Origin of the sequence: Variovorax multivorans (genome assembly GCF_051216835.1) — a bacterium.
Classification (GTDB): Bacteria; Pseudomonadota; Gammaproteobacteria; order Burkholderiales; family Burkholderiaceae_C; genus Variovorax.
Window position 1 is genome coordinate 509,697 of record NZ_JBPJZL010000002.1, and the last position, 23,530, is coordinate 533,226.

Sequence of the window (23,530 nt, forward strand, 5' to 3'; positions counted from 1 at the left end):
TGCCGTCAGACGACTAGTTTGTGGGTGGCCAGCACCTCGCGCCACGCCGCAAGCTTGCGCTCGAAGCTCCACGACGCATTGGCAGGACTGGTGGAAGGCAGCTGGTAGACCGGCACGCCGAGGGTGCGCGTGTGGCGCGCATGCTTGAAGCTCTCGCCGCCGTTGTGCGCAATGGCGGCGAGCTTCGGCAGATGCAGGCCGGCAATGTCGTTCGCCACGGGCGCGCGGATGGCCGAGTCGAGGCTGCCCTCGCGCTCGCAGGACGCATACACGTCCCACACGCCCAGGCCGCGGTCGAGCAGCCAGCGGCAGCGCTGCGCGTAGCTGTCTACACCCGACGGCAAAGGGACTTCGGGCCAGACAGCTTGCAAGATCTTCCAGAACTGGTTTTGGGGGTGTGCATAGTACTGCTGCCGTTCGAGCGACTTGACGCCCGGGAAGCTGCCGAGGATGAGCACGGCCGTTGCGGGCGAGACGATGGGCGCCAACCCCGTGAGCATGGAGCTGGCGGCATCGGATGTGGCGGGGGGATTCATGGCCGGCATCGTGCCACCGTCTCGCACGCACTTGCGCGGCCCATGAAAAAACCCGCCGAAGCGGGTTCTTTCGCGAGGGCCGAAGCCGGCTTGTCAGCTCTTACTTCTTGGCGGCTTCGTTCTCGGCCGTGCCGGGGATCTTCTCGCCGATGGCCTTGCCGGTGCTGCGCATGCCGTCGGCCGTCTTGTGGCCGGCGTTCTCGACGACTTCGCCGGTCTTGGTGGCCGCATGCTTGGTGGCGGTGGTGGCCTTCTTGGTGGTGCGCTTGGTGGCGCTCCAGGCCTTCTTGGTGCCCTTTTCGGTGGCGGCGACGGCCTTCTTGGTCGTGCGCTTGGTGGCGTCCACGGCGTCCTTGCCGGCTTCCTTCACTTTTTCAGTGGTGGAGGGTTCGGCCGGGGCCGGGGCGGTGGCAGCGGGTGCGGTGGTCTGGGCCACGGCCGACACGCCGATGGAGGCGAGCGCCAGCGCGAGGACGACGGGCACGGTGCGAATGAAAGACGTGGTCATGTAAAGCTCCTTGTTGGATGAAGTTTTGAGTGACTGACTTGCCACTGAACCAGCAACGAACTGGTGAAGTTCAAGGATGACAGCAAATCCACGCCATCTGCACGCATCCGGGCAGGTCGGGGCATTGGCCTACGCGGGTTGCGGCGGGCGTTCCGACATGGCCATGAGGTTTTCGAGACGCGGAAGCGTTTCGAGCGCGTTCCGGGTGGTGGCCGCGGCCAGTTCGTCGATGCCCATGCCCCGCAGGCCGGCCACCACTTCGGCGATGCGCGGCAGCTCGGCCGGCTCGTTGCGGCCCTGCGACTCGCCGGCATCGCGCTGGGCCTGCGTGCGGTACAGCCAGTGCGGCTGGATGTCGGGCGCATCGGTTTCCATCACGATCGATTCGATCGGCAGCGTGGAGGCCAGCCGCCGCAATTGAAGGGCCCGCTCGAAGGTCACCGCGCCGCCGAAGCCCAGCTTCAGGCCGAGATCGATGCACGCATGGGCCTGCTGCTCGCTGCCGTTGAAGGCATGGGCAATGCCCTGCCACGGCCTGCCGCCCGCCGTCTGGCGAAGATGCTTGAGCACCTTGTCAACCGAGCGCCGCACGTGGATGAGCACGGGTAACCCATGCCTGCGTGCCAGTTGCAACTGAGTGTGAAAAAAACGCTCCTGCTTCGGGCCGTCGAGCCCCTCGACGAAGTAGTCGAGCCCGATCTCGCCGACCGCTACCAGCCGCGGGTCGCCGCGCCGCGCGGTCAGCTCGGCATCGAGGGTTTCGAGATCTTCGTCCTTCGCCTCGCCGGTGCACAACGGGTGGATTCCCAGCGCGTAGGCATCGCCCTGCGCGTGGGCCAGTTCGCGCACGGTGGCGAAATTGAAGACGGCCACCGCCGGGATCACGCACATCGCCACCCCTCGCCCGGCGGCGCGGACGCGCAGGGCCGGCATCTCCGCACCGAATTCGGGCGCATCCAGATGGCAGTGGGTATCGACGAAGGTAGCCATCGCACGATGATGCCTGATGGGATGCGCAGGCGCGGAAAGCGTGCTACTGTGAACTCCTTCACGCGATTTTTTAGCCGGAGGTGCTCCGATGCGCAGGCCCGCTTTCTACAGCCGTTCGCCCCGCACGCTGCCACCGGCCGCAGACGAGGCGGCCGAACGGGCGGATGCGCCAGCATCGGCCGAAAACGCCGGCGGGGGTCAGGCCCTGCAGGCTGCTCCCGCGAAAAAACCCGGCTGGCAACCCGGCCGCCGCAGCTTCGCCTTGCTCATCATGTTGTCAGCCGCGCTGGTCACCGGCGCCGCGCTGTGGATGCCGCGCCCAGGCGCCAAGGCACTCACGCAAAAAGACATCGACGCGGCCGTGCTGCGCACGCTGCAGACCAACACCCTGCCCTCGCCCGCGGCCAAGGCGGCCGACATCATCCGGCCCTCGGTGGTGCGGGTGGTGAGCTACGGCGAAGAAAAGCACACGCCCGAAGCCAAGACCCAGAAGCGCGGACGCAACATCGCCAAGGGCAAGCCGCCCGAAGCCCCCAACGACGGCGAGGCCCCGGGCGAGGTCGAGCGCGGCGTGGGCACGGGCGTGGTGATCGTCGACAAGGGCGTGATCCTCACCAACCTGCACGTGGTCGCAGGCGCCGACAAGATCAAGGTCACCTTCTACGACGGGCTGGAAGCCATCGCCACCATCACCGGCGTGCAGCCCGAGAACGACCTCGCGGTACTGCAGGCACAAAAGATTCCCGACGACCTGATCCCCGCCACCATGCGTTCGACCGCCGACCTGCGCCCCGGCGACCAGGTGGCGGCCGTGGGCTTTCCATTCGGCATCGGGCCGTCGGTGTCGGCTGGCGTGGTGTCGGGCCTGAAGCGCTCGTTCCGCTCGCCCGAGGGCAAGCAGGAGCTGGGCAACCTGATCCAGTTCGATGCCGCAGCCAACCCCGGCAATTCGGGCGGTCCGCTGATCAACATGGATGGCGAGGTGCTCGGCATCGTCACCGCCATCCTCAACCCGACGCAGCAGCGCACCTTCATCGGCATCGGCTTCGCTGTGCCCATCGAGAACGCCGCTTCCGCCGCAGGTTCTCCACCGTTCTGACCGATCCTTCTTCGAAAGTCCTTCGCATGAGCACAGCAGAGACCGCCAACCCCACGCCCGCCGGCACCGCCGAACTGATGGAGCAGATCCTCTACGAGGTGAAGCGCGTGGTCGTGGGCCAGGACCGCTTTCTGGAGCGCGTGATGGTCGGCATGCTCGCGGGCGGGCACCTGCTGGTCGAAGGCGTGCCGGGCCTTGCGAAGACGCTCACCATCAAGACGCTGGCCGACACCGTGCGCGGCCAGTTCAAGCGCATCCAGTTCACGCCCGACCTTGTGCCCGCCGACCTCGTGGGCACGCGCATCTACAACCAGAAGACCGGCGAGTTCAGCACCTCGCTGGGCCCGGTGTTCGCCAACCTGCTGCTGGCCGACGAAATCAACCGCGCGCCGGCCAAGGTGCAGAGCGCGCTGCTCGAAGTGATGCAGGAGCGCCAGGTCACCATCGCCGGCGAAACGCACAAGGTGCCGCGCCCCTTCCTCGTGATGGCCACGCAGAACCCCATCGAGACCGAGGGCACCTACCCGCTGCCCGAGGCACAGGTCGACCGCTTCATGATGAAAGTGCTGGTCGACTACCCGAGCGACGAGGAAGAATTCGTCATCGTCCAGCGCGTGATCGGCCCGCCCGTCAACGCCACGCCGGTCGCCACCACCGAGCAGCTCGCGGCGCTGCAGGCCGAGGCGCGGCGCGTGTACGTCGACCCTTCGCTCATTCAATACGCCGTGAAGCTGGTGTCGGCCACGCGCACGCCCGAGAAGCACGGGCTGAAGGATCTGCGCCGCTTCATCACCTTCGGCGCCAGCCCGCGCGCCAGCATCAGCCTGACCGAGGGCGCGCGCGCCCTGGCGCTGCTGCGCGGCCGCAGCTATGCGCTGCCGGAAGACATGACGGCGCTGGTGCCCGACGTGCTGCGCCACCGCGTGACGCTTTCCTACGAAGGCTTGTCCGAGGGCCTGACGCCCGACGGCCTGGTCGAGAAGATCATGCGTGCAGTCCCCGCCCCTCCCAAGCCTCTCGAACATGAAAAGCTGGTGGCGTAAGGCCCCCGCGGCCGCAAACGACGAACGGCTCGCCGCAGAAGCCGGTGGGGCCGAACGCGCGCTGCGCCGGCTCGAATGGACCGTGATCCGCCGCCTCGACGGCCTGCTGCAGGGCGACTACCGCACGCTGATGCGCGGCACCGGGCTCGACCTGGCCGACCTGCGCGAGTATCAGCACCATGACGACGTGCGCCACATCGACTGGAACGTCACCGCGCGGCTGCAGACGCCGCATGTGCGCGTGTTCACCGAAGACCGCGAGATGGCCGCGTGGTTCGTGCTCGACCTGAGCCGCTCGGTCGACTTCGGCTCGGGCCTGAAGGCCAAGCGCGAGATCTCGGCGGGCTTCGTCGGCGTGCTGGCGCGGCTGCTCACGCGGCACGGCAACCGGGTCGGCGCGCTGGTCTACGGCAGCGACCTCGAAGCAGTGATTCCGCCGCGCAGCGGACGACGCCACGTGCTGCACCTGCTGCATGCGATGGAAAAGCGCTCCGGCAAGGCCGAGACCGCGCCCACGCAGAAAGGCATGACGCGGCTGGACGACTTGCTCAAGTCAGCCGCCACGCTGATGCCGCGCCGCTCCACCGTGTTCGTGGTGTCCGACTTCCTGAGCGAGCCCGGTTGGGAGCGCCCGCTGGGCCAACTGGTGCAGCGCCATGAAGTGGTCGCCGTGCGCCTGTTCGATCCGCTCGAACTCGAACTGCCCGACCTCGGCCTGGTGCCGCTGCGCGATGCCGAGACCGGCGAGCAGCTGTGGGTCGACACCCACGACGCGGGCTTTCGCAAGCGCTTCGCGCGCCTGGCCTCCGAGCGTGAAACCGCATTGCGCGAGGCGCTGGCAAGGGCAGGCGTCGACGCACTCGAGCTCTCTACCCAGGACGACCTGGTGGAAGCCATCGTCCGTTTCGCCGACATGCGCAAGCGCCGCACGCGCATCGGCGGCCCAGCTGGCATGAAGGCGGTGGCAGCATGACTTTTCTCTGGCCTCAATTCCTCTGGCTGCTGGCGGCCCTGCCGCTGCTGATCCTGCTCTATCTCTGGCTGCTGCGGCGCAAGAAGAAGCTGGCGGTGCGCTACGCCAGCCTGTCGATCGTGCGCGAGGCCATGGGCGCCGGGCAAAGCGTGCGGCGGCACATTCCGCCCTTGCTGTTCCTGCTGGCCATGGCAGCGATGCTGGTGGCCGCGGCGCGGCCGATGGCGGTGGTGGTGCTGCCGTCGAACCAGCAGACCATCATCCTGGCGATGGACGTGTCAGGCAGCATGCGCGCGGCCGACGTGCTGCCCAACCGGCTCGTGGCGGCGCAGGAGGCGGCCAAGAGCTTTATCAAGGACCTGCCGCGCAGCGTGAAGGTGGGCATCGTCGCCTTCGCGGGCAGCGCGCAGGTGGCGCAACTGCCCACCACCAACCACGAAGACCTGGTGACCGCCATCGACAGCTTCCAGCTGCAGCGCGCCACCGCCACGGGCAACGCCATCGTGGTGTCGCTGGCCACGCTGTTCCCCGACGCGGGCATCGACGTCGAACAGTTCAGCGCACCGAGCCGCCAGCGCGGCATGCCGATCGACCAGAACGAGAAGAAGCTCAAGGACTTCACGCCCGTGGCGCCGGGCTCATTCACCTCGGCCGCGATCATCATGCTGACCGACGGCCAGCGCACCACCGGCGTCGACCCGCTCGATGCGGCCAAGGCCGCGGCCGACCGCGGCGTGCGCATCTACACGGTGGGTGTGGGCACGGTCGATGGCGAAACCATCGGCTTCGAAGGCTGGTCGATGCGCGTGCGGCTCGATGAAGACACGCTCAAGGCCATCGCCAACAAGACGAACGCCGAGTACTTCTACGCCGGCACCGCGAACGACCTGAAGAAGGTCTACGAGACACTGAGCTCCAAGCTCACGGTGGAGAAAAAGGAAACCGAAATCTCGGCGCTGTTCGCGATGTGCGCGGCGGTGCTGACGCTGCTGTCGGCGGGGCTGTCACTGCTCTGGTTCAACCGGATTCTTTAGCAGGCCTTCGCGGCTTGGCAGCCGGCGCATCGGGCGTCTTGACCGCCCCGATGCCCCCCAGGAACAGATCAGCCACGATCGGCGCAATGGCCGCGTGGTCGAGCCGCCCGCCGGGCTTCATCCAGGTGAACATCCAGTTGATCATGCCGAACAGCAGCATGGTCAGCGGCTTGGCGAGGTCGTCGCTCGGCGCACCGGGGCGCAGCGCGGACACGGCGCGCGCAAAGCCCGCGACCACCTCGCGCTCCTTGTCGAGCACGCGTTCGCGGTCGGCTTCCGCGAGAAAGCGCACGTCGTCGGTCAGCACGCGGTGCGCGTCCTGCGCGCCGGCATATTCCTCGACGATGCGATAGATGAAGCGGCGCAGGCGCTGCTCGTCGGTATGCGTCGAGGCCTCTTCCTCGGCCACCAGCGCCGCGAGCTTGGAGACGTGCGTCTCGGCGATGCTGATCAGCAGGCTGCTCTTGTCCTTGTAGTAGTGATAGAGCGTGGCCTTCGAGAGGCCGCAGGCCTCGGCCACCTGGTTCATCGAGGTGGCGGGATAGCCGCTGCGCGCGAACAGCTGGGCGGCCTGCGCGAGGATCAGTTCACGCTGATCGTCGTAAGTGGCGGATCTTCCACGCGGCATCGGGTCGGTTTCCTGGGTTGGACTGTTGGAGACAACGCGCGATCTTGCACGAAGCGCGAATGGGGTCAGCCCCGCTTGGTGGCAATGAGCGAACGCACCTCGGTGGCCGGCAGGCGCGGGCGGTCTGCTTCCACCTGCGCGAGCGGCGCCACTTCATGCAGGCTCGCGAGGCTGCGCACCGTGAGCTCCTGATAGGTCTGCGTGCCTTCGAGCTTCCACGCGATCTCGTCCTCGCTCAGCTCGCGCTTCACCTTTGCCGGAATGCCCGCGACCAGCGAGCGCGCCGGCACCTTCATGCCGGCCGGCACGAAGGCGCAGGCCGCGACGATGGCCTTCTCGCCGATCTCGGCCTCGTCCATCACCACAGCGTTCATGCCCACCAGCGCGTCGCGCCGCACGATGCAGCTGTGCAGGATCGCGCCGTGGCCGATGTGGCCATTGACCTCGATCACCGTGTCGTTGTCGGGAAAGCCGTGCACGCAGCAGTGGTCCTGCACGTTCGAGCCCTCCTCCAGCACGATGCGGCCGAAGTCGCCGCGCAGGCTGGCGCAGGGGCCTACATAACAGTTCGGGCCGACGATCACGTCGCCGATCAGCACGGCAGTGGGGTGCACGTACGCGCTCGGGTCGACGACCGGGATCACGCCGTCGATGGAGTAGCTGGGCATTCGGTCTCCTTTATTTTTTGCGGGACTCAGGGTTTGCCCTGAATAGCTCCAGCTTGTGCCGGTTGCAGGCTCGATACTAAAATCAACCGAACGGTCGGTCAATAGTGTTTGCACTCCGATCCGCTCCCACAAAGGATGAAAGAGACACGCGATGACTGAGCCTTTGGTACTCACCGGCAACGCCGGCGCCGTGCGCACGTTGAGCCTCAACCGCCCCGCGGCGCTCAACAGCTTCACGACGCAGCTGCACGCCGAACTCATGGCGGCGCTGGAGCTGGCGGCTCAAGACGAGAGCGTGCGCTGCGTGGTGCTCACGGGCGCCGGCCGCGCCTTCTGCGCCGGGCAAGACCTGGCCGACCCTTCGGTCGCCCCCGACCCGACGCCCGGCGCCGCGCCCAAGGACCTGGGCCACGTCATCTCCACTTACTACGCCCCGCTGGTCGCGCGCCTGCGCTCGATGCCGGTGCCGGTGATCGCCGCCGTCAACGGTGTTGCGGCCGGAGCGGGCGCCAACCTCGCGCTGTGCTGCGACCTCGTGGTGGCGGCCCGTTCGGCCAGCTTCATCCAGGCCTTCACCAAGATCGGCCTCGTACCCGACACCGGCGGCACCTGGCTGCTGCCGCGCCTTGTGGGTTCGGCTCGCGCGCTCGGCATCGCGCTGCTGGGCGACAAGCTGCCGGCTGAAGAAGCAGCGCGCATAGGCCTGATCTGGCAGTGCGTGGACGACGCGGCGCTGACCGAAACCACGGCAGCGCTCGCACTGAAGCTCGCCGGCATGCCGACCCGCGCCCTCGTCGCCACGCGCCAGGCCATGGCCGCCGCGCAAGACATGGACCTCGACGCGGCACTCGCCGAAGAAGCCCGCCTCCAGCGCGACATGGGCAACGCCAACGACTACCGAGAAGGCGTCGAAGCCTTCCGCGCCAAGCGCGCCCCCGTGTTCAAGGATCGCTGAGCCATGACCGACACCACCCGCACCCCCCAGCAGACGGCCGAGTACGTCCGCGACGGCATGTTCGAGAACGACAACGCCAGCAAGGGCCTGGGCATGCGCATCGTAGAGGTCGGCCCCGGCCAGGCCACCATCGAGATGCGCGTGCGCGCCGACATGCTCAACGGCCACGCCATCTGCCACGGCGGCTTCATGGCCACGCTGGCCGACTCGACCTTCGCCTTTGCCTGCAACTCGTACAACGAGCTGACCGTGGCCTCGGGTTTTTCCATCGACTTCATCGCCCCGGCGCGCGAGGGCGACCTGCTCACCGCGCGCTGCCACGAAGTGTCGAAGGCCGGGCGCACCGGCGTGTACGACACCGAAATCACCAACCAGCGCGGCGAGCGCATCGCGATGTTCCGCGGCCGTTCCTACACAGCCAAGGGCCGCCCCGCCGTCCCGAACGCCGCTGCCGCCTGAGGAGACAACAGACATGACCGTGAAGCACCCCGCCCCCGGCGACCTCGACCCCATCGAAACCGCCAGCCGCGACGAGATCGCCGCGCTGCAGCTCACCCGGCTGCGCGCCACGCTGCAGCGCGCCTACGACAACGTGCCGCACTACCGCAAGGCCTTCGACGCCAAGGGCGTTCACCCCGACGACCTGAAGTCGCTCGCCGACCTGTCGAAGTTTCCGTTCACGGTGAAGAGCGACCTGCGCGACAACTACCCCTTCGGCATGTTCGCCGTGCCGCGCGAAAACGTCGCGCGCATCCATGCGTCGTCGGGCACCACCGGCAAGCCGACCGTGGTCGGCTACACGCTGAAGGACATCGACACCTGGGCCAACCTCGTGGCGCGTTCCATCCGCGCTGCGGGCGGGCGGCCCGGCGACATGGTGCATGTGTCATACGGCTACGGCCTCTTCACCGGCGGCCTCGGCGCGCACTACGGCGCCGAGCGCGCGGGCTGCACCGTCATCCCGATGTCGGGCGGCCAGACCGAGAAGCAGGTGCAGATCATCCAGGACTTCAAGCCGAACATCATCATGGTCACGCCCAGCTACATGCAGGTGATCATCGAGCAGTTCGAGCGCCAGGGCCTCGACGCGAAGGAGAGCTCGCTGAAGGTCGGCATCTTCGGCGCCGAGCCATGGACCGAAGCCATGCGCCGCGACATCGAGGCCAAGGCCGGCATCGACGCCGTCGACATCTACGGCCTGAGCGAAGTGATGGGCCCCGGCGTGGCCAGCGAATGCGTCGAAAGCAAGGACGGCCCCGTCATCTGGGAAGACCACTTCTACCCCGAGATCATCGACCCCGAGACCGGCGAGCTGAAGGCCGACGGCGAAGAAGGCGAACTGGTCTTCACCTCGCTGAGCAAGGAGGCCATGCCCATCGTGCGCTACCGCACGCGCGACCTCACGCGCCTGCTGCCGCCCACCTCGCGCTCGTTCCGCCGCATGGGCAAGATCGTCGGGCGCAGCGACGACATGATGATCATCCGCGGAGTCAACGTCTTCCCCACGCAGGTCGAAGAAATCGTGCTCGCGCACAAGGCGCTGTCGGGCCTCTACCAGGTGCACGTGAGCCGCGCCGACAAGCTCGACCAGGTCGAAGTGCACTGCGAGCTCAACCCCGCCGACGCCGCCTCGGCAGACCGCGCCGCCATCGGCGAATGGGTGCAGCACCGCGTGAAGACGCTCATCGGCATTTCCACGCGCGTGGTGGTCCATGCGCCCAACGAGATGGAACGCACCCAGACCGGCAAGGCACGCCGCGTGATCGACACGCGTCCGCGCTGAGCCGCCCCTCACACCCCACCGAAAGGACACGCACATGTACACCCAGGCAATGGACACCATGGGCAAGGACGCAGGCGACGGCAAGCAGAAGGCCGTGCGCTCCGCAGAGGAAATGCGGCTCGAAGAGCGCTTCGACGCGCACATCGATGCCGGCGACTTCATCGAGGCAAAAGACTGGATGCCCGAGCACTACCGCAAGACGCTGGTGCGCCAGATCAGCCAGCACGCGCACTCCGAAATCGTCGGCATGCTGCCCGAAGGCAACTGGATCAGCCGCGCGCCCACGCTCAAGCGCAAGGCCATCCTGCTGGCCAAGGTGCAGGACGAAGGCGGCCACGGCCTCTACCTGTATGCCGCTGCCGAAACGCTGGGCACCTCGCGCGACCAGATGTTCGACGCGCTGCACAGCGGCAAGGCCAAGTACAGCTCGATCTTCAACTACCCCACGCTGACCTGGGCCGACATGGGCACCATCGGCTGGCTGGTCGACGGCGCGGCCATCATGAACCAGGTGCCCATCTGCCGCTGCTCGTACGCGCCGTACGCCCGCGCCATGATCCGCATCTGCCGCGAGGAGAGCTTTCACCAGCGCCAGGGCTACGAAGCCCTGCTCACCATGATGACCCACGGCACCGACGCGCAGAAGGCGATGGTGCAGGACGCGGTCAACCGCTGGTGGTGGCCGTCGATCATGATGTTCGGCCCGCCGGACGACCAGTCGCCCAACAGCGCGCAATCGATGCGCTGGGGCATCAAGCGCTTCAGCAACGACGAGCTGCGCCAGAAGTTCATCGACGCCGCCGTCGAGCAGGCCGCCATCCTCGGCGTGACCCTGCCCGACCCCGACCTGAAGTGGAACGAAGAGCGCCAGGCGCACGACTTCGGCGCCATCGACTGGAGCGAGTTCTGGCGCGTGATCGCCGGAGACGGCCCCTGCAACCGCGAACGCCTGCAGGCTCGCGTCGACGCATGGGAAGACGGCGCATGGGTGCGCGAAGCCGCGATGGCCCACGCCAACAAGCAACCAATGAAGGAGGCCGCATGAGCGCCCCAAATACCCAAGACAGCAAGCAAGAGTGGCCCCTGTGGGAAGTGTTCGTTCGCAGCAAGGCCGGCCTCGACCACAAGCACTGCGGCAGCCTGCACGCGGCCGATTCGAAGATGGCGATCCAGATGGCGCGCGACGTGTACACCCGCCGCCAGGAAGGCAGCAGCATCTGGGTGGTGCGCTCCGAGCAGATCGTGGCCAGCGACCCGGGCGACAAGGACATGTTCTTCGACCCGGCGGAAGACAAGGTGTACCGCCACCCGACCTTCTACGCGCTGCCCAAGTCGGTCGACCACATGTGAGCAAGGCCAGGACCATGCAAGCATCGATCGAACTGAACCGCACGCCCGCCGTGCAGTACCTGCTGCGCATCGGCGACACCTGCCTCGTGCTCGCGCAGCGCCTGGGTGAATGGTGCGGCCACGCACCTGTGCTGGAAGAAGACATCGCGATGGCCAACATCGCGCTCGACCTCGTCGGCCAGGCGCGCGCGCTGCTCACGCACTCCGGCAAGCTCGAAGGAGCCGGCCGCGAGCACGACGAAGACCAGCTGGCCTACCTGCGCGACGAGCGCGACTACTTCAACCTCACCATCGCCGAACTGCCGCGCGGCGACTTCGCCTTTGCCGTGGTGCGCAACACGATGGTTTCGACTCTGCTCAAGCTGCTGTGGCAGCGCCTCGCCGCGTCGAACGACGCCGAAGTGGCCGCCATCGCCGGCAAGGCCGTGAAGGAAGCGCGCTACCACCAGCAGCACTCGGGCGACTGGGTGGTGCGCCTGGGCGACGGCACCGACGAATCGCGCCAACGCACTGAAAAAGCGCTGAAGCAGCTGTGGCTCTACATGCCCGAGCTGTTCGAAAGCGATGCGGTCGATGCCGAAGCCAGCGCCAGCGGCCTCGGCCCGGCATGGAGCGAGTTGCGCGACCCTTGGCTGGGCGAGATGCAGCAGGTGCTCGACGCAGCCGGCCTCGCCATTCCGAAGGAAGCCGCCTTCCGCAGCAACGGCAAGCGCGGCGTGCACAGCGAGCACATGGGCTACATCCTCGCGGAGATGCAGCACCTGCAGCGCAGCTACCCCGGGGGCGTGTGGTGACCACGGCCGACCTCATGGCAGCCTCGCACGTCGATGCCGCGTGGGCCGTGCTGCACACCGTGCTCGACCCCGAGGTGCCGGCCGTGTCGGTCTGCGACCTCGGCATCGTGCGCGACGTGATCGAGCATGACGACGGCCTGGAGATCGTGCTCACGCCAACGTACTCCGGCTGCCCCGCGACCGAAGCCATCGAGCACGACGTGCTGGCCGCAATCGAGCAAGCCGGCCTCGGTCACGCCCGCGCCACCCTGCGCCGCGCCCCCGCCTGGAGCAGCGACTGGATCAGCGACGAAGGCCGCGCCAAGCTCAAGGCCTACGGCATCGCGCCGCCGGCCCACCTCACACCCGAAGCCGCGGCCAACACCGCAATGCCGATCAAGCTCTTCGGCCGCATCGCAGGCGAACGCATCGCCTGCCCGCGCTGCGCGAGCGAACGTACCGAGCGCCTTTCGGCCTTCGGCTCGACCGCCTGCAAGGCGCTCTATCGCTGCATGGCCTGCCGCGAGCCTTTCGAACATTTCAAGCCAATCTGAAAAAGCGCCCCAAGCGATGAGCACCCTCTTCCACCCCTTGCGCGTGAAGGCCATCGAGCCCGATACGGCCGAGGCCGTCATCGTCTCGTTCGAAGTGCCGGGCGACCTGCAGCAAGTCTTCGGCTTCACGCAGGGCCAGTACCTCACCCTGCGCCACGACATCGACGGCCAGGACCTGCGCCGCTCCTATTCGATCTGCGCCGGCCTCGACGACGGCGAGCTGCGCGTCGGCGTGCGCAAGGTGCGCGGCGGCGTGTTCTCCAACTGGATCAACGCCAGCCTGCAGCCCGGCGACACGCTGCAGGTGATGGCGCCGCAGGGCCGCTTCTTCGTGCCCATCGAGCCGGCCTCGGTGCGCCACCACGTCGGCATTGCGGGCGGCAGCGGCATCACGCCCATCCTGTCGATCATGAAGACGGTGCTGGCGCGCGAACCCGCGAGCCGCTTCACGCTGATCTACGGCAACCGGCAGCTGCAGTCCACGATGTTCAAGGAAGAAATCGAAGACCTGAAGAACCGCTACATGACGCGCCTCGTGCTGCAGCATGTGTTCTCCGACGAGCACACCGATTCACCGCTGGGCTTCGGCGTGATGAATCGCGAGAAGATCGGCGAGTTTCTCAAGAGCGTGGTGCCGGCCGCGCAGATCGACCACGTGTACGTGTGCGGCCCGTTCCAGATGAACGACGAAGCCGAGGCCGCATTGCTCGCGGCCGGCGTGCCCGAAGACCGCATCCACATCGAACGCTTCGGCGTTGCCCTGCCTTCGGCCACCCAGGTTGGTGCAGTGGTGCACGAGGCGCAGCCCGGAGACGCCAGGCAGGCGCGCATCGTCATCGTGCGCGACGGCCTGCAGCGCGAGATCACCTACACCGAAGGGCAGCCCAGCATCCTCGATGCGGCATCGGCCGCGGGCCTTGAAGTGCCCTTCTCGTGCACCTCGGGCGTGTGCGGCACCTGCCGCGCCAAGTGCGTTGACGGGGAAGTCCGCATGGAAAGAAACTTCGCGCTCGACAAGAATGAAGTAGCCGCGGGATTCATCCTGACCTGCCAGGCCCACCCCCTGACCGAACGAGTAACGCTCTCATTCGACGAGCGCTAGCACTTCAACGTTTTTTCAACCCGGAGACAAGACCAAATGAAATTCTTCTTCAAGCCCCTGCTGATCGCCGCGCTGTGCGCCACCGCCGCCGCATCGTGGGCCGACGTCACTGTCGGCGTGACGGTCTCGGCCACCGGCCCTGCCGCCTCGCTCGGCATCCCCGAGAAGAACACCATCTCGCTGATGCCCAAGACCCTCGGGGGCCAGAAGATCAACTACATCGTGCTCGACGACGCATCGGACACCACCGCAGCCGTGGCCAACACGCGCAAGCTCATCACCGAGAACAAGGTCGACATCGTGCTGGGTTCTTCCACCACGCCCACCTCGCTCGCCATGATCGACGTGGTCAGCGAGGCCAAGGTACCGATGATCTCGGTGGCCGCCTCGGCCCGCATCGTCGAGCCCGTGGACGCCAAGAAGCGCTGGGTGTTCAAGACGCCGCAGAACGACATCATGATGTCGCTCGCCATTGCCGAGCACATGGCCTCCAACGGCGTGAAGACCGTCGCCTTCATCGGCTTTGCCGATGCCTACGGCGAAGGCTGGTCTGAAGAATTCGCCAAGGCCGCTGCGCTGAAGAAGATCACCGTGGTGGCCAACGAGCGCTATGCGCGCACCGACACCTCGGTCACGGGCCAGGTCCTGAAGATGATGGCCTCCAAGGCCGACGCCGTGCTGGTCGCGGGTGCGGGCACGCCGGCTGCGCTGCCGCAGAAGGCGCTCAAGGAGCGCGGCTACACCGGCAAGATGTACCAGACGCACGGCGTGGCAAACGCCGACTTCCTGCGCGTCGGCGGCAAGGACGTGGAAGGCACCTTCCTGCCAGCCGGCCCGGTGCTCGTGGCCGACCAGTTGCCCGCCAGCAACCCGGTGAAGAAGTCGGCCCTGACCTATGTGACTGCCTACGAAGCCGCCTACGGCAAGGGCACGGTGTCGACCTTCGGCGCGCACGCTTGGGACGCCGGCCTGCTGATGAGCTCGGCCGTGCCGGTCGCGCTGAAGAAGGCACAGCCTGGCACGCCTGAGTTCCGCGCCGCACTGCGCGATGCGCTGGAGCAGACCAAGGAAGTGTCCGGCGCGCATGGCGTTTTCAACATGACCGAGAAGGACCACCTGGGCCTGGACCAACGCGCCCGCGTGATGGTCAAGATCGAAAACGGCGCCTGGAAATACCAGCCCTGATATCGCCCGGCCGATCCGGCCTGACCTGACTTGTTGAGAAGCGGGCCGAGCCCGATCGAAAGTTTTCGTATGGATCTGCAGATCGCCCTGTTACTGGGGCAGGACGGCATCGTCAACGGTGCCGTCTACGGTTTGATGGCGCTCGCGCTGGTGCTGGTGTTTTCAGTCACGCGCGTCATCTTCATTCCCCAGGGCGAGTTCGTCGCCTTCGGGGCGCTCTCCATGGCGATGCTGCAGGCCGGCCGCGTGCCGGCCACGCTGTGGCTTCTGCTGGTGCTGGCTGTCGCGGTGCTGCTGGTGGAGTTCTGGCGCTGGAAGCGCGGCGCGGTGGTCGACTGGGCCTCCGCGCTCGCTTGGTGCGTGGTGCTGCCGGCAGCCGCGGCCGCGCTGGTGCTGCTGCTCAAGCCGACCTCGATGGCGGGCCAGACGCTCGCCACGCTGCTGCTCATCATGCCGCTCGGCCCGCTGCTCTATCGCCTGGCCTACCGGCCGCTGGCGGATGCCAACGTGCTGATGCTGCTGATCGTCTCGGTCGCGCTGCACGGCGTGCTGGTCGGCCTGGGCCTGCTGTTCTTCGGTGCCGAGGGTTCGCGTACCACGCCGTTCTCCGAGGCGCGTTTCGACATCGGCGGCATTCCGGTCAGCGGGCAATCGCTGGTGGTGGTTGGTGTCACGCTGCTGCTGGTGATTGCCATGTTCCTGTTCTTCGGCCGCTCGATGGTGGGCAAGGCGCTGCGCGCCACCGCCATCAACCGGGTGGGCGCACGGCTCTCGGGCATTCCGACCGAACTGTCGGGCGACCTGAGCTTTGCGCTCGCAGCGCTCATCGGCGCCATCTCGGGCCTGCTGATCGCGCCGATCACCACGGTGTATTACGACACCGGCTTCCTGATCGGCCTGAAGGGCTTTGTCGCCGCCATCGTCGGCGGGCTCGCAAGCTATCCGCTGGCATTGGCCGGTGCGTTGCTGGTCGGCCAGCTCGAATCGTTCGCCTCTTTCTGGGCCAGCCCGTTCAAGGAAGTGCTGGTCTTCACCCTGATCATTCCCGTGCTGTGGTGGCGTTCGCTCAACAGCCATCATGTGGAGGACGAAGAATGAGCGCGTCTTCTTCGAACAACATTGCCGTGCCCGCACAACCCGAAGGCAAGCCGCTGGTCACGCCGCGCCAGCTCACGCTGGTGTGCGTGGTGCTGCTGGCGCTGGCCTGGGGCTTCCTGCCCGAGTTCACCGTCTCGGTGCTCAGCAACATTGGCCTCTATGCGCTGGTCGCTGCCGGGCTGGTCATGCTGACCGGCGTGGGCGGCATGACATCCTTCGGTCAGGCCGCCTTCGTGGGCATGGGCGCGTATGCCACTGCATGGATCTGCACGTCGCCCACCGCCGCCGCGTGGCTGGGCGGCGCGGTCAGCCCGGCCTTGCTTCCATGGGCCGGCCTGCTGCTTGGGCTGGTGTTCACCTTCGCACTCGCCTGGGCGCTGGGTTCGGTCACGCTCAAGCTGCAAGGCCACTACCTGCCGCTGTGCACCATCGCCTGGGGCCTGAGCCTGTACTACCTGCTGGGCAACATGGACTTCCTCGGCGGGCAGACCGGCATCACCGGCGTGCCGCCGCTGGTGGTGGCCGGCGTGTCGCTGGCCACGCCGCGCATGCTGGGCGTGGTGATCTGGGCGGCGCTGCTGCTCGCGCTCTGGGCGCTTCACAACCTGCTCGATTCGCGCGAAGGCCGCGCCATCCGCGCGCTCAAGGGCGGGCGGCTCGTGGCCGAGTCGATGGGTGTGGACACGGCACGCCACCGCATCAAGCTGTTCGTGCTGGCCGCGCTGCTCGCGGCGGTGTCGGGCTGGCTCTACGCGCACCTGCAGCGCTTCGTGAACCCGACGCCCTTCAACCTGAACATCGGCATCGAGCTGCTGTTCATGGCGGTGGTCGGCGGTGCCGGCCATCTGTGGGGCGCTGTGCTGGGGGCAACGCTGATCACGCTGCTGAAGGAAAAGCTGCAGGACATCCTGCCCGCGTTGCTCGGCAGCAGCGGCAACTTCGAAGTGATCGTGTTCGGTCTGCTGATGCTCTTCGTGCTGCAGCGCTTCTCCGATGGCCTGTGGCCCACGCTGGCGCGCATCGTGCGCCGCTGGGTGCGCGATGACTCGGCGGGCAAGAAAGCCGCAGCAGCAGCGACCGCCAAGGCTCCTACCGTGCAGCTCGCACAACGCGCCCTGCCACCCAGCGGCGAACTGCTGCTGCAGGCCAGCGACGTGAGCAAGCGTTTCGGCGGCTTGGTCGCCAACAACGCGATCTCGATGACGCTCAAGGCCGGCGAGATCCACGCGCTGATCGGTCCGAACGGCGCGGGCAAGAGCACCTTCTTCAACATGATCTCGGGTGTGGACGATCCCACCTCGGGCGAGGTGAAGCTCGCAGGCCAGTCGATGACCACGAAGCCTTCGCGCGCTTTCGCCGCACTGGGCCTGGGCCGCACCTTCCAGCACGTGCGCCTGCTGGGGCAGCGCAGCGTGGTCGAGAACGTAGCGCTTGGCGCCCACCTGCGCGCCAAGCGTGGCTGGCTCGCGGCAATGCTGCGGCTGGACCGCGCCGAAGAAGCCGCGCTGATGGCCGAAGCCCGCAAGCAGATCGAACGCTGCGGCTTAGGCCCACATGCCGACACGCCAGCCGCATCGCTTTCCTTGGGACAGCAGCGCGTGGTCGAAATCGCCCGCGCGCTCGCCGGCCAGCCTTCGGTGCTGCTGCTCGACGAACCCGCCGCCGGCCTGCGCCATCTTGAAAAGCGCGCCCTCTCTGTGCTGCTGAGCCAGCTGCGCGCCGAGGGCCTCGGCATCCTCGTGGTGGAACACGACATGGAGTTCGTGATGAACCTCGCCGACCGCATCACGGTGCTCGAATTCGGCACTGTCATCGCCACCGGCACGCCCGCCGAAGTACAGGCCAACCCGCGCGTGCTCGAAGCCTACCTGGGCGGCGCCGACGACGAACTGCTGGAAGACGCACGATGAGCCATCCTTTGCTTCAACTCGAGGACTTCTGCGTCGCCTACCGCACCGTGGAAGCGGTGCACAGCGTGCGCCTGCAGGTGAACGAGGGCGAGATCGTCACCGTGATCGGCCCCAACGGCGCCGGCAAAACCACGCTGCTGTGCGCTGCCATGGGCCTGCTGCAGTCCACCGGCCAGCTGATGCTGAGCGGCGAGCGCATCGCGCGCCCCGGCGTCGAGACGATGGTGGCGCGCGGCGTGGCGCTGGTGCCCGAGCGGCGCGAGCTGTTCGGCGAGATGTCGGTCGAAGACAACCTGCTGCTCGGCGGCTTCTACCAGTGGCGCAAGGGCAAGCGCGACCAGCGCGCGCGCATGGACGAGATCTTCGAGATCTTCCCGCGCCTGCGCGAGCGCCGTCCGCAGATGGCTTCGACGCTCTCGGGCGGCGAGCGCCAGATGCTGGCCATCGGCCGCGCGCTGATGGCGCGGCCCCGCCTGCTGATGCTCGACGAGCCCTCGCTCGGCCTCGCCCCGCTGGTGGTGCGCGAAGTGCTGCGCGTGGTGTCGCAACTGCGCAGCCATGGCGTGTCGGTGCTGCTGGTGGAGCAGAACGCCCGCGCCGCGCTGCAAGTGGCCGACCGCGCCTATGTGCTCGAAATGGGCGCCGTGGCGCTCGAAGGCAAGGCGCGCGACCTGCTGCACGACCAACGAATCATCGACACCTACCTGGGCATCGGCAAGAAAGACTGACCCAGTCTTCGACCCGGCGCCATTGACCAAAGGACACGCACCATGACCACCACCCTCCAAAGCTACATCGCCGGCCGCTGGATCGGCCAGCAGGCCGCGCAGCAATTGCGCAGCGCCGTCAACGGCCAGCCCGTGGCAAGCACGCACGCCGAGGCCATCGACTTCGCCGAAGCATTGGCCTATGCGCGCCGCACCGGCATTCCCGCGCTGATGGCGCTCGACTTCCAGCAGCGCGCCGAACGCCTGAAGGCGCTGGCCAAGTACCTGGCCGCGAACAAGGAAACGCTCTACGCCGTCTCGGCCCACACGGGTGCGACGCGCGCCGACAGCTGGATCGACATCGAGGGCGGCGCAGGCACGCTGAGCGCTTACGCCAGCATCGGCACCAACGAGCTGCCCTCGGGCAATCTCGTGCACGAAGGCCCGGCCTTCCCGCTCGGCAAGAAGGGCGGCTTCGCGGGTACGCACATCCTGGTGCCGCGCGGCGGCGTGGCGGTGCACATCGACGCGTTCAACTTTCCTATCTGGGGCCTGCTCGAGAAGTTCGCGCCCAGCTTCCTCGCGGGCATGCCCTGCATCGGCAAGCCGGCCACGGCCACCAGCTACCTGACCGAAGCGCTGATGCGCCTCATCGTGCAGTCGGGCATCCTGCCGGCGGGCAGCCTGCAACTGGTCATCGGCAGCACGGGCGACCTGCTCGACCGGCTCGAAGGCCCCGACGTGGTCACCTTCACCGGCTCGGCCGACACAGCCGCCAAGCTGCGCGTACACCCGAACATCGTGCGCCAGTCGATCCCGTTCAACGCCGAGGCCGACTCGCTGAACTGCGCGATCCTCGCGCCCGACGTGACGCCCGACGACGAGGAGTTCGATCTCTTCGTGAAGGAAGTGGCGCGCGAGATGACCACCAAGGCCGGCCAGAAGTGCACGGCCATCCGCCGCGCGATCGTGCCGCGCCAGCATCTCGATGCGGTGGCCGAGCGCCTGCGCGCGCGGCTCGCGAAGACTGTGGTCGGCGATCCGTCGCGCGAAGAAGTGCGCATGGGCGCCCTCGCCTCGCGCGACCAGCAGGCCGACGTGGCCGAACGCGTGGCCACGCTGCTGAAGGGCGCGGAACTGGTGTACGGCGAGCGCGACGGCTTCTCGCCGGTGGGCGACGGCGTGAGCGAAGGTGCGTTCTTCGCGCCCACGCTGCTGCTGAGCCGCAAGCCGCTCGAACACGACGCTGCGCACGACGTAGAAGCCTTCGGCCCCGTCAGCACGCTGATGCCCTATGACGGCATCGACGAGGCGCTGGCACTGGCCGCGCGCGGCCGTGGCAGCCTGGTGGGCACGCTGGTCACGCGCGACCCGGCCATCGCGGCCAAGGCAATTCCGGTTGCTGCCGCATGGCATGGCCGCCTGCTGGTGCTCGACCGCGAGGCCGCGGCCGAGTCGACCGGCCACGGCTCGCCGCTGCCGCAGCTCAAGCACGGCGGCCCCGGCCGCGCGGGCGGCGGCGAAGAGCTCGGTGGCCTGCGCGCCGTGAAGCACTACCTGCAACGCGCCGCCGTGCAGGGCTCGCCCACCATGCTGGCCGCCATCACCGGCGAGCACGTGCGCGGCGCGGCCGTGCGCGAGAGCGATGTGCATCCCTTCCGCCGCTACTTCGAAGACCTGCGCATCGGCGACTCGCTGCTCACGCACCGCCGCACTGTCGGCGAGGCCGACATCGTGGCCTTCGGCGGTATCTCGGGCGACTACTTCTACATGCACTTCGACGAGGTGGCTGCGAAGCAGTCGCCCTTCGGCAAGCGCATTGCGCACGGCTACTTCGTGCTGTCGGCCGCGGCCGGGCTGTTCGTGTCGCCGTCGCCGGGCCCAGTGCTGGCCAACTACGGCCTCGACACGCTGCGCTTTACCAAGCCCGTGGGTATCGGCGACACCATCCAGGCGCGCCTGACCTGCAAGCGCAAGATCGACCGCAACAAGAAGGACGCGAGCGGCCAGGGCCAGGGCGTGGTGGCATGGGACGTTGAGGTGACGAACCAGGACGGCGAGCTGGTCGCCAGCTACGATATCCTGACGCTCGTTTCCAAGAAGCCCGAAACCACCTCCACTCCAGCCTCTACCTGATGTTCGATCTCACTGGCAAAGTCGCGCTCGTCACGGGCGGCAACGGGGGCATCGGCCTCGGCATGGCGCAGGGCCTTGCCAAGGCCGGCGCGCGTGTCATCGTCGCCGCGCGCAATGCGCAGAAGTCGGCCGCTGCCGTCGAAGCGCTGAAGGCACTGGGCAGCGACAGCTTCGCGCTCGAAGCCGACGTGAGCGACGAAGCCTCGGTGCAGAAGCTGTTCGACGATGCCGCCGCGCGCTGCGGCCGGCTCGACATCCTCGTCAACAACGCCGGCACCAACATACGCAAGCCGGTCGACCAGCTCTCGCTGGACGAGTGGCACAAGGTGATGAACACCAACCTTACCAGCGCCTTCCTGTGCAGCCGCGCCGCGCACCCGCACCTGAAGGCCGCGGGCGGCGGCAAGATCATCAACATCGGCTCGATGATGTCGATCTTCGGTGCGGCCTACGCACCGGCCTATGCCGCGAGCAAGGCCGGCATCGTGCAACTCACCAAGTCGACGGCGCTTTCGTGGGCGGCCGACAACATCCAGGTCAACGCGATCCTGCCGGGCTGGTTCGAGACAGAACTGACCGATGGCGCGCGCAGCCAGGTTCCGGGCCTGTACGAGCGGGTGAAGGCCCGCGCCGCCGCCGGCCGCTGGGGCCAGCCGGCCGACATTGCCGGCACCGCCGTGTTCCTCGCGAGTCCCGCGTCGGACTACGTCACGGGCACGGCCATTCCCGTCGACGGCGGGTTTTCCATCTCGGGCTGAAGCCCGCGGGCCGTGTAAATTCGCCCGCCATGCTCTTCTGGATTCAGCTCTTCCTTTTCGTCGCCGGCACGGCCGCGCTGCTGTACGTGTCGCGCGGCCCGCTGAGCCAGCCCGGCTCGCACGGTTTTTACCGCTTCTTCGCATGGGAATGCATGCTGGTGCTGATCGTCGTGAACCTGCCCATGTGGCATGACGATCCGTTCTCGCCGAAGCAGATCGTCTCGTCGCTCTTCTTCGTGCTGTCGATCTGGCTGCCGATCCACGCGGTGCGGCTGCTCAAGGCGCAGGGCAAGCCGACCGAGGCGCGCAGCGACGATCCCGCGCTGTACGGTTTCGAGAAAACCTCGACCATCGTCAGCACCGGCGCCTTCCGCTACATCCGCCATCCGATGTACACGGCGCTGATGCTGCTGGCCTGGGGCGCTTTTCTCAAGCAGTTCACCTGGCTCACGCTGGCGCTGGTTGTTGCGGCCACGGTGCTGCTGTTTCTGACGGCGCTGCGCGACGAGCAGGAGTGCATCGCGCACTTCGGCGATGACTACCATGCTTACATGCGGGGTACGCGGCGGTTTATTCCGTTCTTGCTCTAGCGAGCTTTTGACATTCGTCTAAGCGTAAGCGCTGTTTAACGGCGGCGTGGTGATGCCGAAGGATCGATCCGCTCGAGAGAGTGAGGGTCGAGTTCGCCAGGCCAGTCAGCAGGCGATAGCGCACTCACGCGGCCACTGCCGGGGTTGAAGGCGGGCAGGCGGCCAAGCATGTGACCCAATGGAACCAAGGCCAAGCGCAACAGTTGTGCGCCCGTTTCCTTCAGGTCGTTGTGCCGCACCGCGACACCGAGCATCGCCATATGGACGCGCAGATGCAGAAGGAAGCGCGACTGCCCGATGACGTGTGCAAGTTCGAGTGCACGCCACCCTTGTGCGGTGTCGCCGTTTGCCAGTGCGGCGCGCGCGAATGACATTTCACGGTCAAAAGCCTGATGCTGAAGAGCTGGATTCATGCAGGCGATTGAAAGCCCCAAAGCCACTCCAGGGTCAAGAAGCAGCCTTGCGGCACGAGGGGTCGATGAAGCAGCCCACGAAGGCCTTTTCACACGCACGTCATCCACAACCTTGCGGGATGCTGACCCGCCCGATCAGGTTCTGTTCACACGGCACTCCTAATATCCGCGCATGCTGCTCGCACGCGTTCGCCGTTTCGCTGAAGCGCACCACAAGGGGTGGTGCGTCGCGGGCATTCTGCTGATCTTTCTGCAGCCCTTCATCGCGGTGCATTTCCGCTGCGACGGGCTGGAAGACGAGCCGATGCTGCGCTTGCGCAACCTCAGCGAAACCACGCAGTTCGAAGCCGACGATCGCGCGGATCATCCGTCCGACCGCGAGACGACGGTGTTCACCCAGGCGCCGGCGAGCATCGATCACCCCGATGCCTTCAAGCTCGGGCTGAACACGCTGATGGCGATGGTGCTGGCACTGCTGCCGCTGGCCGTGGCTGTCGCGCGGCTGGTGGTGCCCATCGTGCGCGAAGCGCCCGAGCACGTGCCGCCGCACGGCGGTGCTCCGCCTCTCTCGCAGCCCTGGCGGCTTCTGCCGCCCACTGCTGCACCACCTTCCGGGATCTGAGACACGACGCCTCCCGCGTCTGGTGGTCCGCTGCTTCGCGCTGCGGGCTCCTGCGTCCCTCTCGAAAGGTTTGACCATGTCCGGTTTTTTCTGGTGCGCGCGTCGCACCGGGTGC

At 67.3% G+C, this 23,530-nt stretch carries 26 protein-coding genes; 20 read left to right on the forward strand and 6 right to left on the reverse strand.

Translation table 11 applies throughout. The features are described from left to right. Positions 1-5: 5 nt before the first annotated feature. From ACSFCA_RS05965 to ACSFCA_RS05975, 3 genes are all read right to left on the reverse strand, one after another. Positions 6-536 carry a DNA-deoxyinosine glycosylase gene (locus ACSFCA_RS05965; protein WP_258350872.1) on the reverse strand — a complete coding sequence of 177 codons (531 nt, stop codon included), beginning with the start codon at positions 534-536 and terminating at the stop codon, positions 6-8. A gap of 100 nt (positions 537-636) precedes the next feature. After that, positions 637-1,044: a hypothetical protein gene (locus ACSFCA_RS05970; protein ID WP_093048872.1), complete on the reverse strand. Its 408-nt coding sequence runs from the start codon at positions 1,042-1,044 to the stop codon at positions 637-639. 129 nt (positions 1,045-1,173) lie between these two features. Continuing rightward, positions 1,174-2,034 (reverse strand): TatD family hydrolase, encoded by an 861-nt coding sequence (locus ACSFCA_RS05975; RefSeq protein ID WP_435458934.1) that lies wholly within the window; start codon positions 2,032-2,034, stop codon positions 1,174-1,176. A gap of 88 nt (positions 2,035-2,122) precedes the next feature. Here ACSFCA_RS05975 and ACSFCA_RS05980 point away from each other — a divergent pair, with 88 nt between their 5' ends. Genes ACSFCA_RS05980 through ACSFCA_RS05995 form a run of 4 tightly spaced genes read left to right on the forward strand, consistent with a single transcriptional unit; the run spans position 2,123 to position 6,183 of the window. Next, positions 2,123-3,133, forward strand: coding sequence for a S1C family serine protease (locus ACSFCA_RS05980; protein ID WP_435458935.1), 1,011 nt, complete (start codon positions 2,123-2,125; stop codon positions 3,131-3,133). Positions 3,134-3,159: 26 nt separating this feature from the next. Next, on the forward strand, positions 3,160-4,176 hold the full coding sequence (locus ACSFCA_RS05985; protein ID WP_258350876.1) for an AAA family ATPase: 1,017 nt from the start codon (positions 3,160-3,162) through the stop codon (positions 4,174-4,176). Further along, a complete protein-coding gene (locus ACSFCA_RS05990) occupies positions 4,157-5,149 on the forward strand; it encodes a DUF58 domain-containing protein (protein ID WP_435458936.1) in 993 nt (330 codons plus the stop codon). The genes ACSFCA_RS05985 and ACSFCA_RS05990 overlap by 20 nt, the downstream gene beginning before the upstream one ends. Next, positions 5,146-6,183 carry a VWA domain-containing protein gene (locus ACSFCA_RS05995; RefSeq protein WP_435458937.1) on the forward strand — a complete coding sequence of 346 codons (1,038 nt, stop codon included), beginning with the start codon at positions 5,146-5,148 and terminating at the stop codon, positions 6,181-6,183. The genes ACSFCA_RS05990 and ACSFCA_RS05995 overlap by 4 nt, the downstream gene beginning before the upstream one ends. Here the strand turns inward: ACSFCA_RS05995 and ACSFCA_RS06000 are convergent. Continuing rightward, the gene (locus ACSFCA_RS06000; RefSeq protein WP_097199909.1) at positions 6,167-6,811 is read right to left on the reverse strand and encodes a TetR/AcrR family transcriptional regulator; all 645 of its coding nucleotides are present in this window, start codon (positions 6,809-6,811) and stop codon (positions 6,167-6,169) included. The genes ACSFCA_RS05995 and ACSFCA_RS06000 overlap by 17 nt on opposite strands. Positions 6,812-6,876: 65 nt before the next feature. Continuing rightward, a complete protein-coding gene (locus ACSFCA_RS06005) occupies positions 6,877-7,479 on the reverse strand; it encodes a phenylacetic acid degradation protein PaaY (protein ID WP_093048851.1) in 603 nt (200 codons plus the stop codon). A 151-nt stretch (positions 7,480-7,630) separates the two neighbouring features. Here ACSFCA_RS06005 and ACSFCA_RS06010 point away from each other — a divergent pair, with 151 nt between their 5' ends. The 15 genes from ACSFCA_RS06010 to ACSFCA_RS06080 all read left to right on the forward strand — a co-directional run bounded on the left by ACSFCA_RS06010 (position 7,631) and on the right by ACSFCA_RS06080 (position 22,380). Further along, a complete protein-coding gene (locus tag ACSFCA_RS06010) occupies positions 7,631-8,434 on the forward strand; it encodes an enoyl-CoA hydratase-related protein (RefSeq protein ID WP_093075783.1) in 804 nt (267 codons plus the stop codon). A 3-nt stretch (positions 8,435-8,437) separates the two neighbouring features. Then, entirely contained in the window at positions 8,438-8,893 is a 456-nt protein-coding gene (gene paaI / locus ACSFCA_RS06015; RefSeq protein ID WP_258350882.1) for a hydroxyphenylacetyl-CoA thioesterase PaaI, read from the forward strand. A 13-nt stretch (positions 8,894-8,906) separates the two neighbouring features. Next, on the forward strand, positions 8,907-10,217 hold the full coding sequence (paaK, locus tag ACSFCA_RS06020; protein ID WP_435458938.1) for a phenylacetate--CoA ligase PaaK: 1,311 nt from the start codon (positions 8,907-8,909) through the stop codon (positions 10,215-10,217). A gap of 34 nt (positions 10,218-10,251) precedes the next feature. Continuing rightward, positions 10,252-11,262, forward strand: a complete 1,011-nt coding sequence (gene paaA, locus ACSFCA_RS06025) for a 1,2-phenylacetyl-CoA epoxidase subunit PaaA (RefSeq protein ID WP_258350884.1) — start codon at positions 10,252-10,254, stop codon at positions 11,260-11,262. Further along, positions 11,259-11,567 (forward strand): 1,2-phenylacetyl-CoA epoxidase subunit PaaB, encoded by a 309-nt coding sequence (paaB, locus tag ACSFCA_RS06030; protein ID WP_093048835.1) that lies wholly within the window; start codon positions 11,259-11,261, stop codon positions 11,565-11,567. Before paaA ends, paaB begins: the two co-directional genes overlap by 4 nt. 14 nt (positions 11,568-11,581) lie before the next feature. Then, positions 11,582-12,361 carry a 1,2-phenylacetyl-CoA epoxidase subunit PaaC gene (gene paaC, locus ACSFCA_RS06035; protein WP_435458939.1) on the forward strand — a complete coding sequence of 260 codons (780 nt, stop codon included), beginning with the start codon at positions 11,582-11,584 and terminating at the stop codon, positions 12,359-12,361. A gap of 14 nt (positions 12,362-12,375) precedes the next feature. Next, a complete protein-coding gene (gene paaD / locus ACSFCA_RS06040; RefSeq protein WP_435458940.1) occupies positions 12,376-12,894 on the forward strand; it encodes a 1,2-phenylacetyl-CoA epoxidase subunit PaaD in 519 nt (172 codons plus the stop codon). Between the two features lie 16 nt (positions 12,895-12,910). Further along, positions 12,911-13,996 carry a 1,2-phenylacetyl-CoA epoxidase subunit PaaE gene (paaE, locus tag ACSFCA_RS06045; protein ID WP_435458941.1) on the forward strand — a complete coding sequence of 362 codons (1,086 nt, stop codon included), beginning with the start codon at positions 12,911-12,913 and terminating at the stop codon, positions 13,994-13,996. 36 nt (positions 13,997-14,032) lie between these two features. Further along, positions 14,033-15,181, forward strand: coding sequence for an ABC transporter substrate-binding protein (locus ACSFCA_RS06050; protein ID WP_258350889.1), 1,149 nt, complete (start codon positions 14,033-14,035; stop codon positions 15,179-15,181). Positions 15,182-15,250: 69 nt separating this feature from the next. Further along, on the forward strand, positions 15,251-16,279 hold the full coding sequence (locus ACSFCA_RS06055; protein WP_258350890.1) for a branched-chain amino acid ABC transporter permease: 1,029 nt from the start codon (positions 15,251-15,253) through the stop codon (positions 16,277-16,279). Next, on the forward strand, positions 16,276-18,189 hold the full coding sequence (locus tag ACSFCA_RS06060) for a branched-chain amino acid ABC transporter ATP-binding protein/permease (protein WP_435458942.1): 1,914 nt from the start codon (positions 16,276-16,278) through the stop codon (positions 18,187-18,189). The genes ACSFCA_RS06055 and ACSFCA_RS06060 overlap by 4 nt, the downstream gene beginning before the upstream one ends. Continuing rightward, complete coding sequence (locus tag ACSFCA_RS06065) at positions 18,186-18,917, forward strand: ABC transporter ATP-binding protein (RefSeq protein WP_435458943.1); 732 nt, start codon at positions 18,186-18,188, stop codon at positions 18,915-18,917. Before ACSFCA_RS06060 ends, ACSFCA_RS06065 begins: the two co-directional genes overlap by 4 nt. A 42-nt stretch (positions 18,918-18,959) precedes the next feature. Beyond that, the gene (gene paaZ, locus ACSFCA_RS06070; protein ID WP_258350893.1) at positions 18,960-21,032 is read left to right on the forward strand and encodes a phenylacetic acid degradation bifunctional protein PaaZ; all 2,073 of its coding nucleotides are present in this window, start codon (positions 18,960-18,962) and stop codon (positions 21,030-21,032) included. Next, positions 21,032-21,790, forward strand: coding sequence for an SDR family NAD(P)-dependent oxidoreductase (locus ACSFCA_RS06075; RefSeq protein WP_258350894.1), 759 nt, complete (start codon positions 21,032-21,034; stop codon positions 21,788-21,790). The genes paaZ and ACSFCA_RS06075 overlap by 1 nt, the downstream gene beginning before the upstream one ends. A 29-nt stretch (positions 21,791-21,819) precedes the next feature. Continuing rightward, entirely contained in the window at positions 21,820-22,380 is a 561-nt protein-coding gene (locus ACSFCA_RS06080) for a methyltransferase family protein (protein WP_435458944.1), read from the forward strand. A 35-nt stretch (positions 22,381-22,415) separates the two neighbouring features. On the opposite strand, the gene ACSFCA_RS06085 is transcribed toward ACSFCA_RS06080, so the two are convergent. Continuing rightward, a complete protein-coding gene (locus tag ACSFCA_RS06085; protein WP_435458945.1) occupies positions 22,416-22,793 on the reverse strand; it encodes a DUF3703 domain-containing protein in 378 nt (125 codons plus the stop codon). A gap of 172 nt (positions 22,794-22,965) precedes the next feature. Here ACSFCA_RS06085 and ACSFCA_RS06090 point away from each other — a divergent pair, with 172 nt between their 5' ends. Next, a complete protein-coding gene (locus ACSFCA_RS06090; protein ID WP_435458946.1) occupies positions 22,966-23,415 on the forward strand; it encodes a hypothetical protein in 450 nt (149 codons plus the stop codon). The last annotated feature ends 115 nt before the right edge of the window (positions 23,416-23,530 follow it).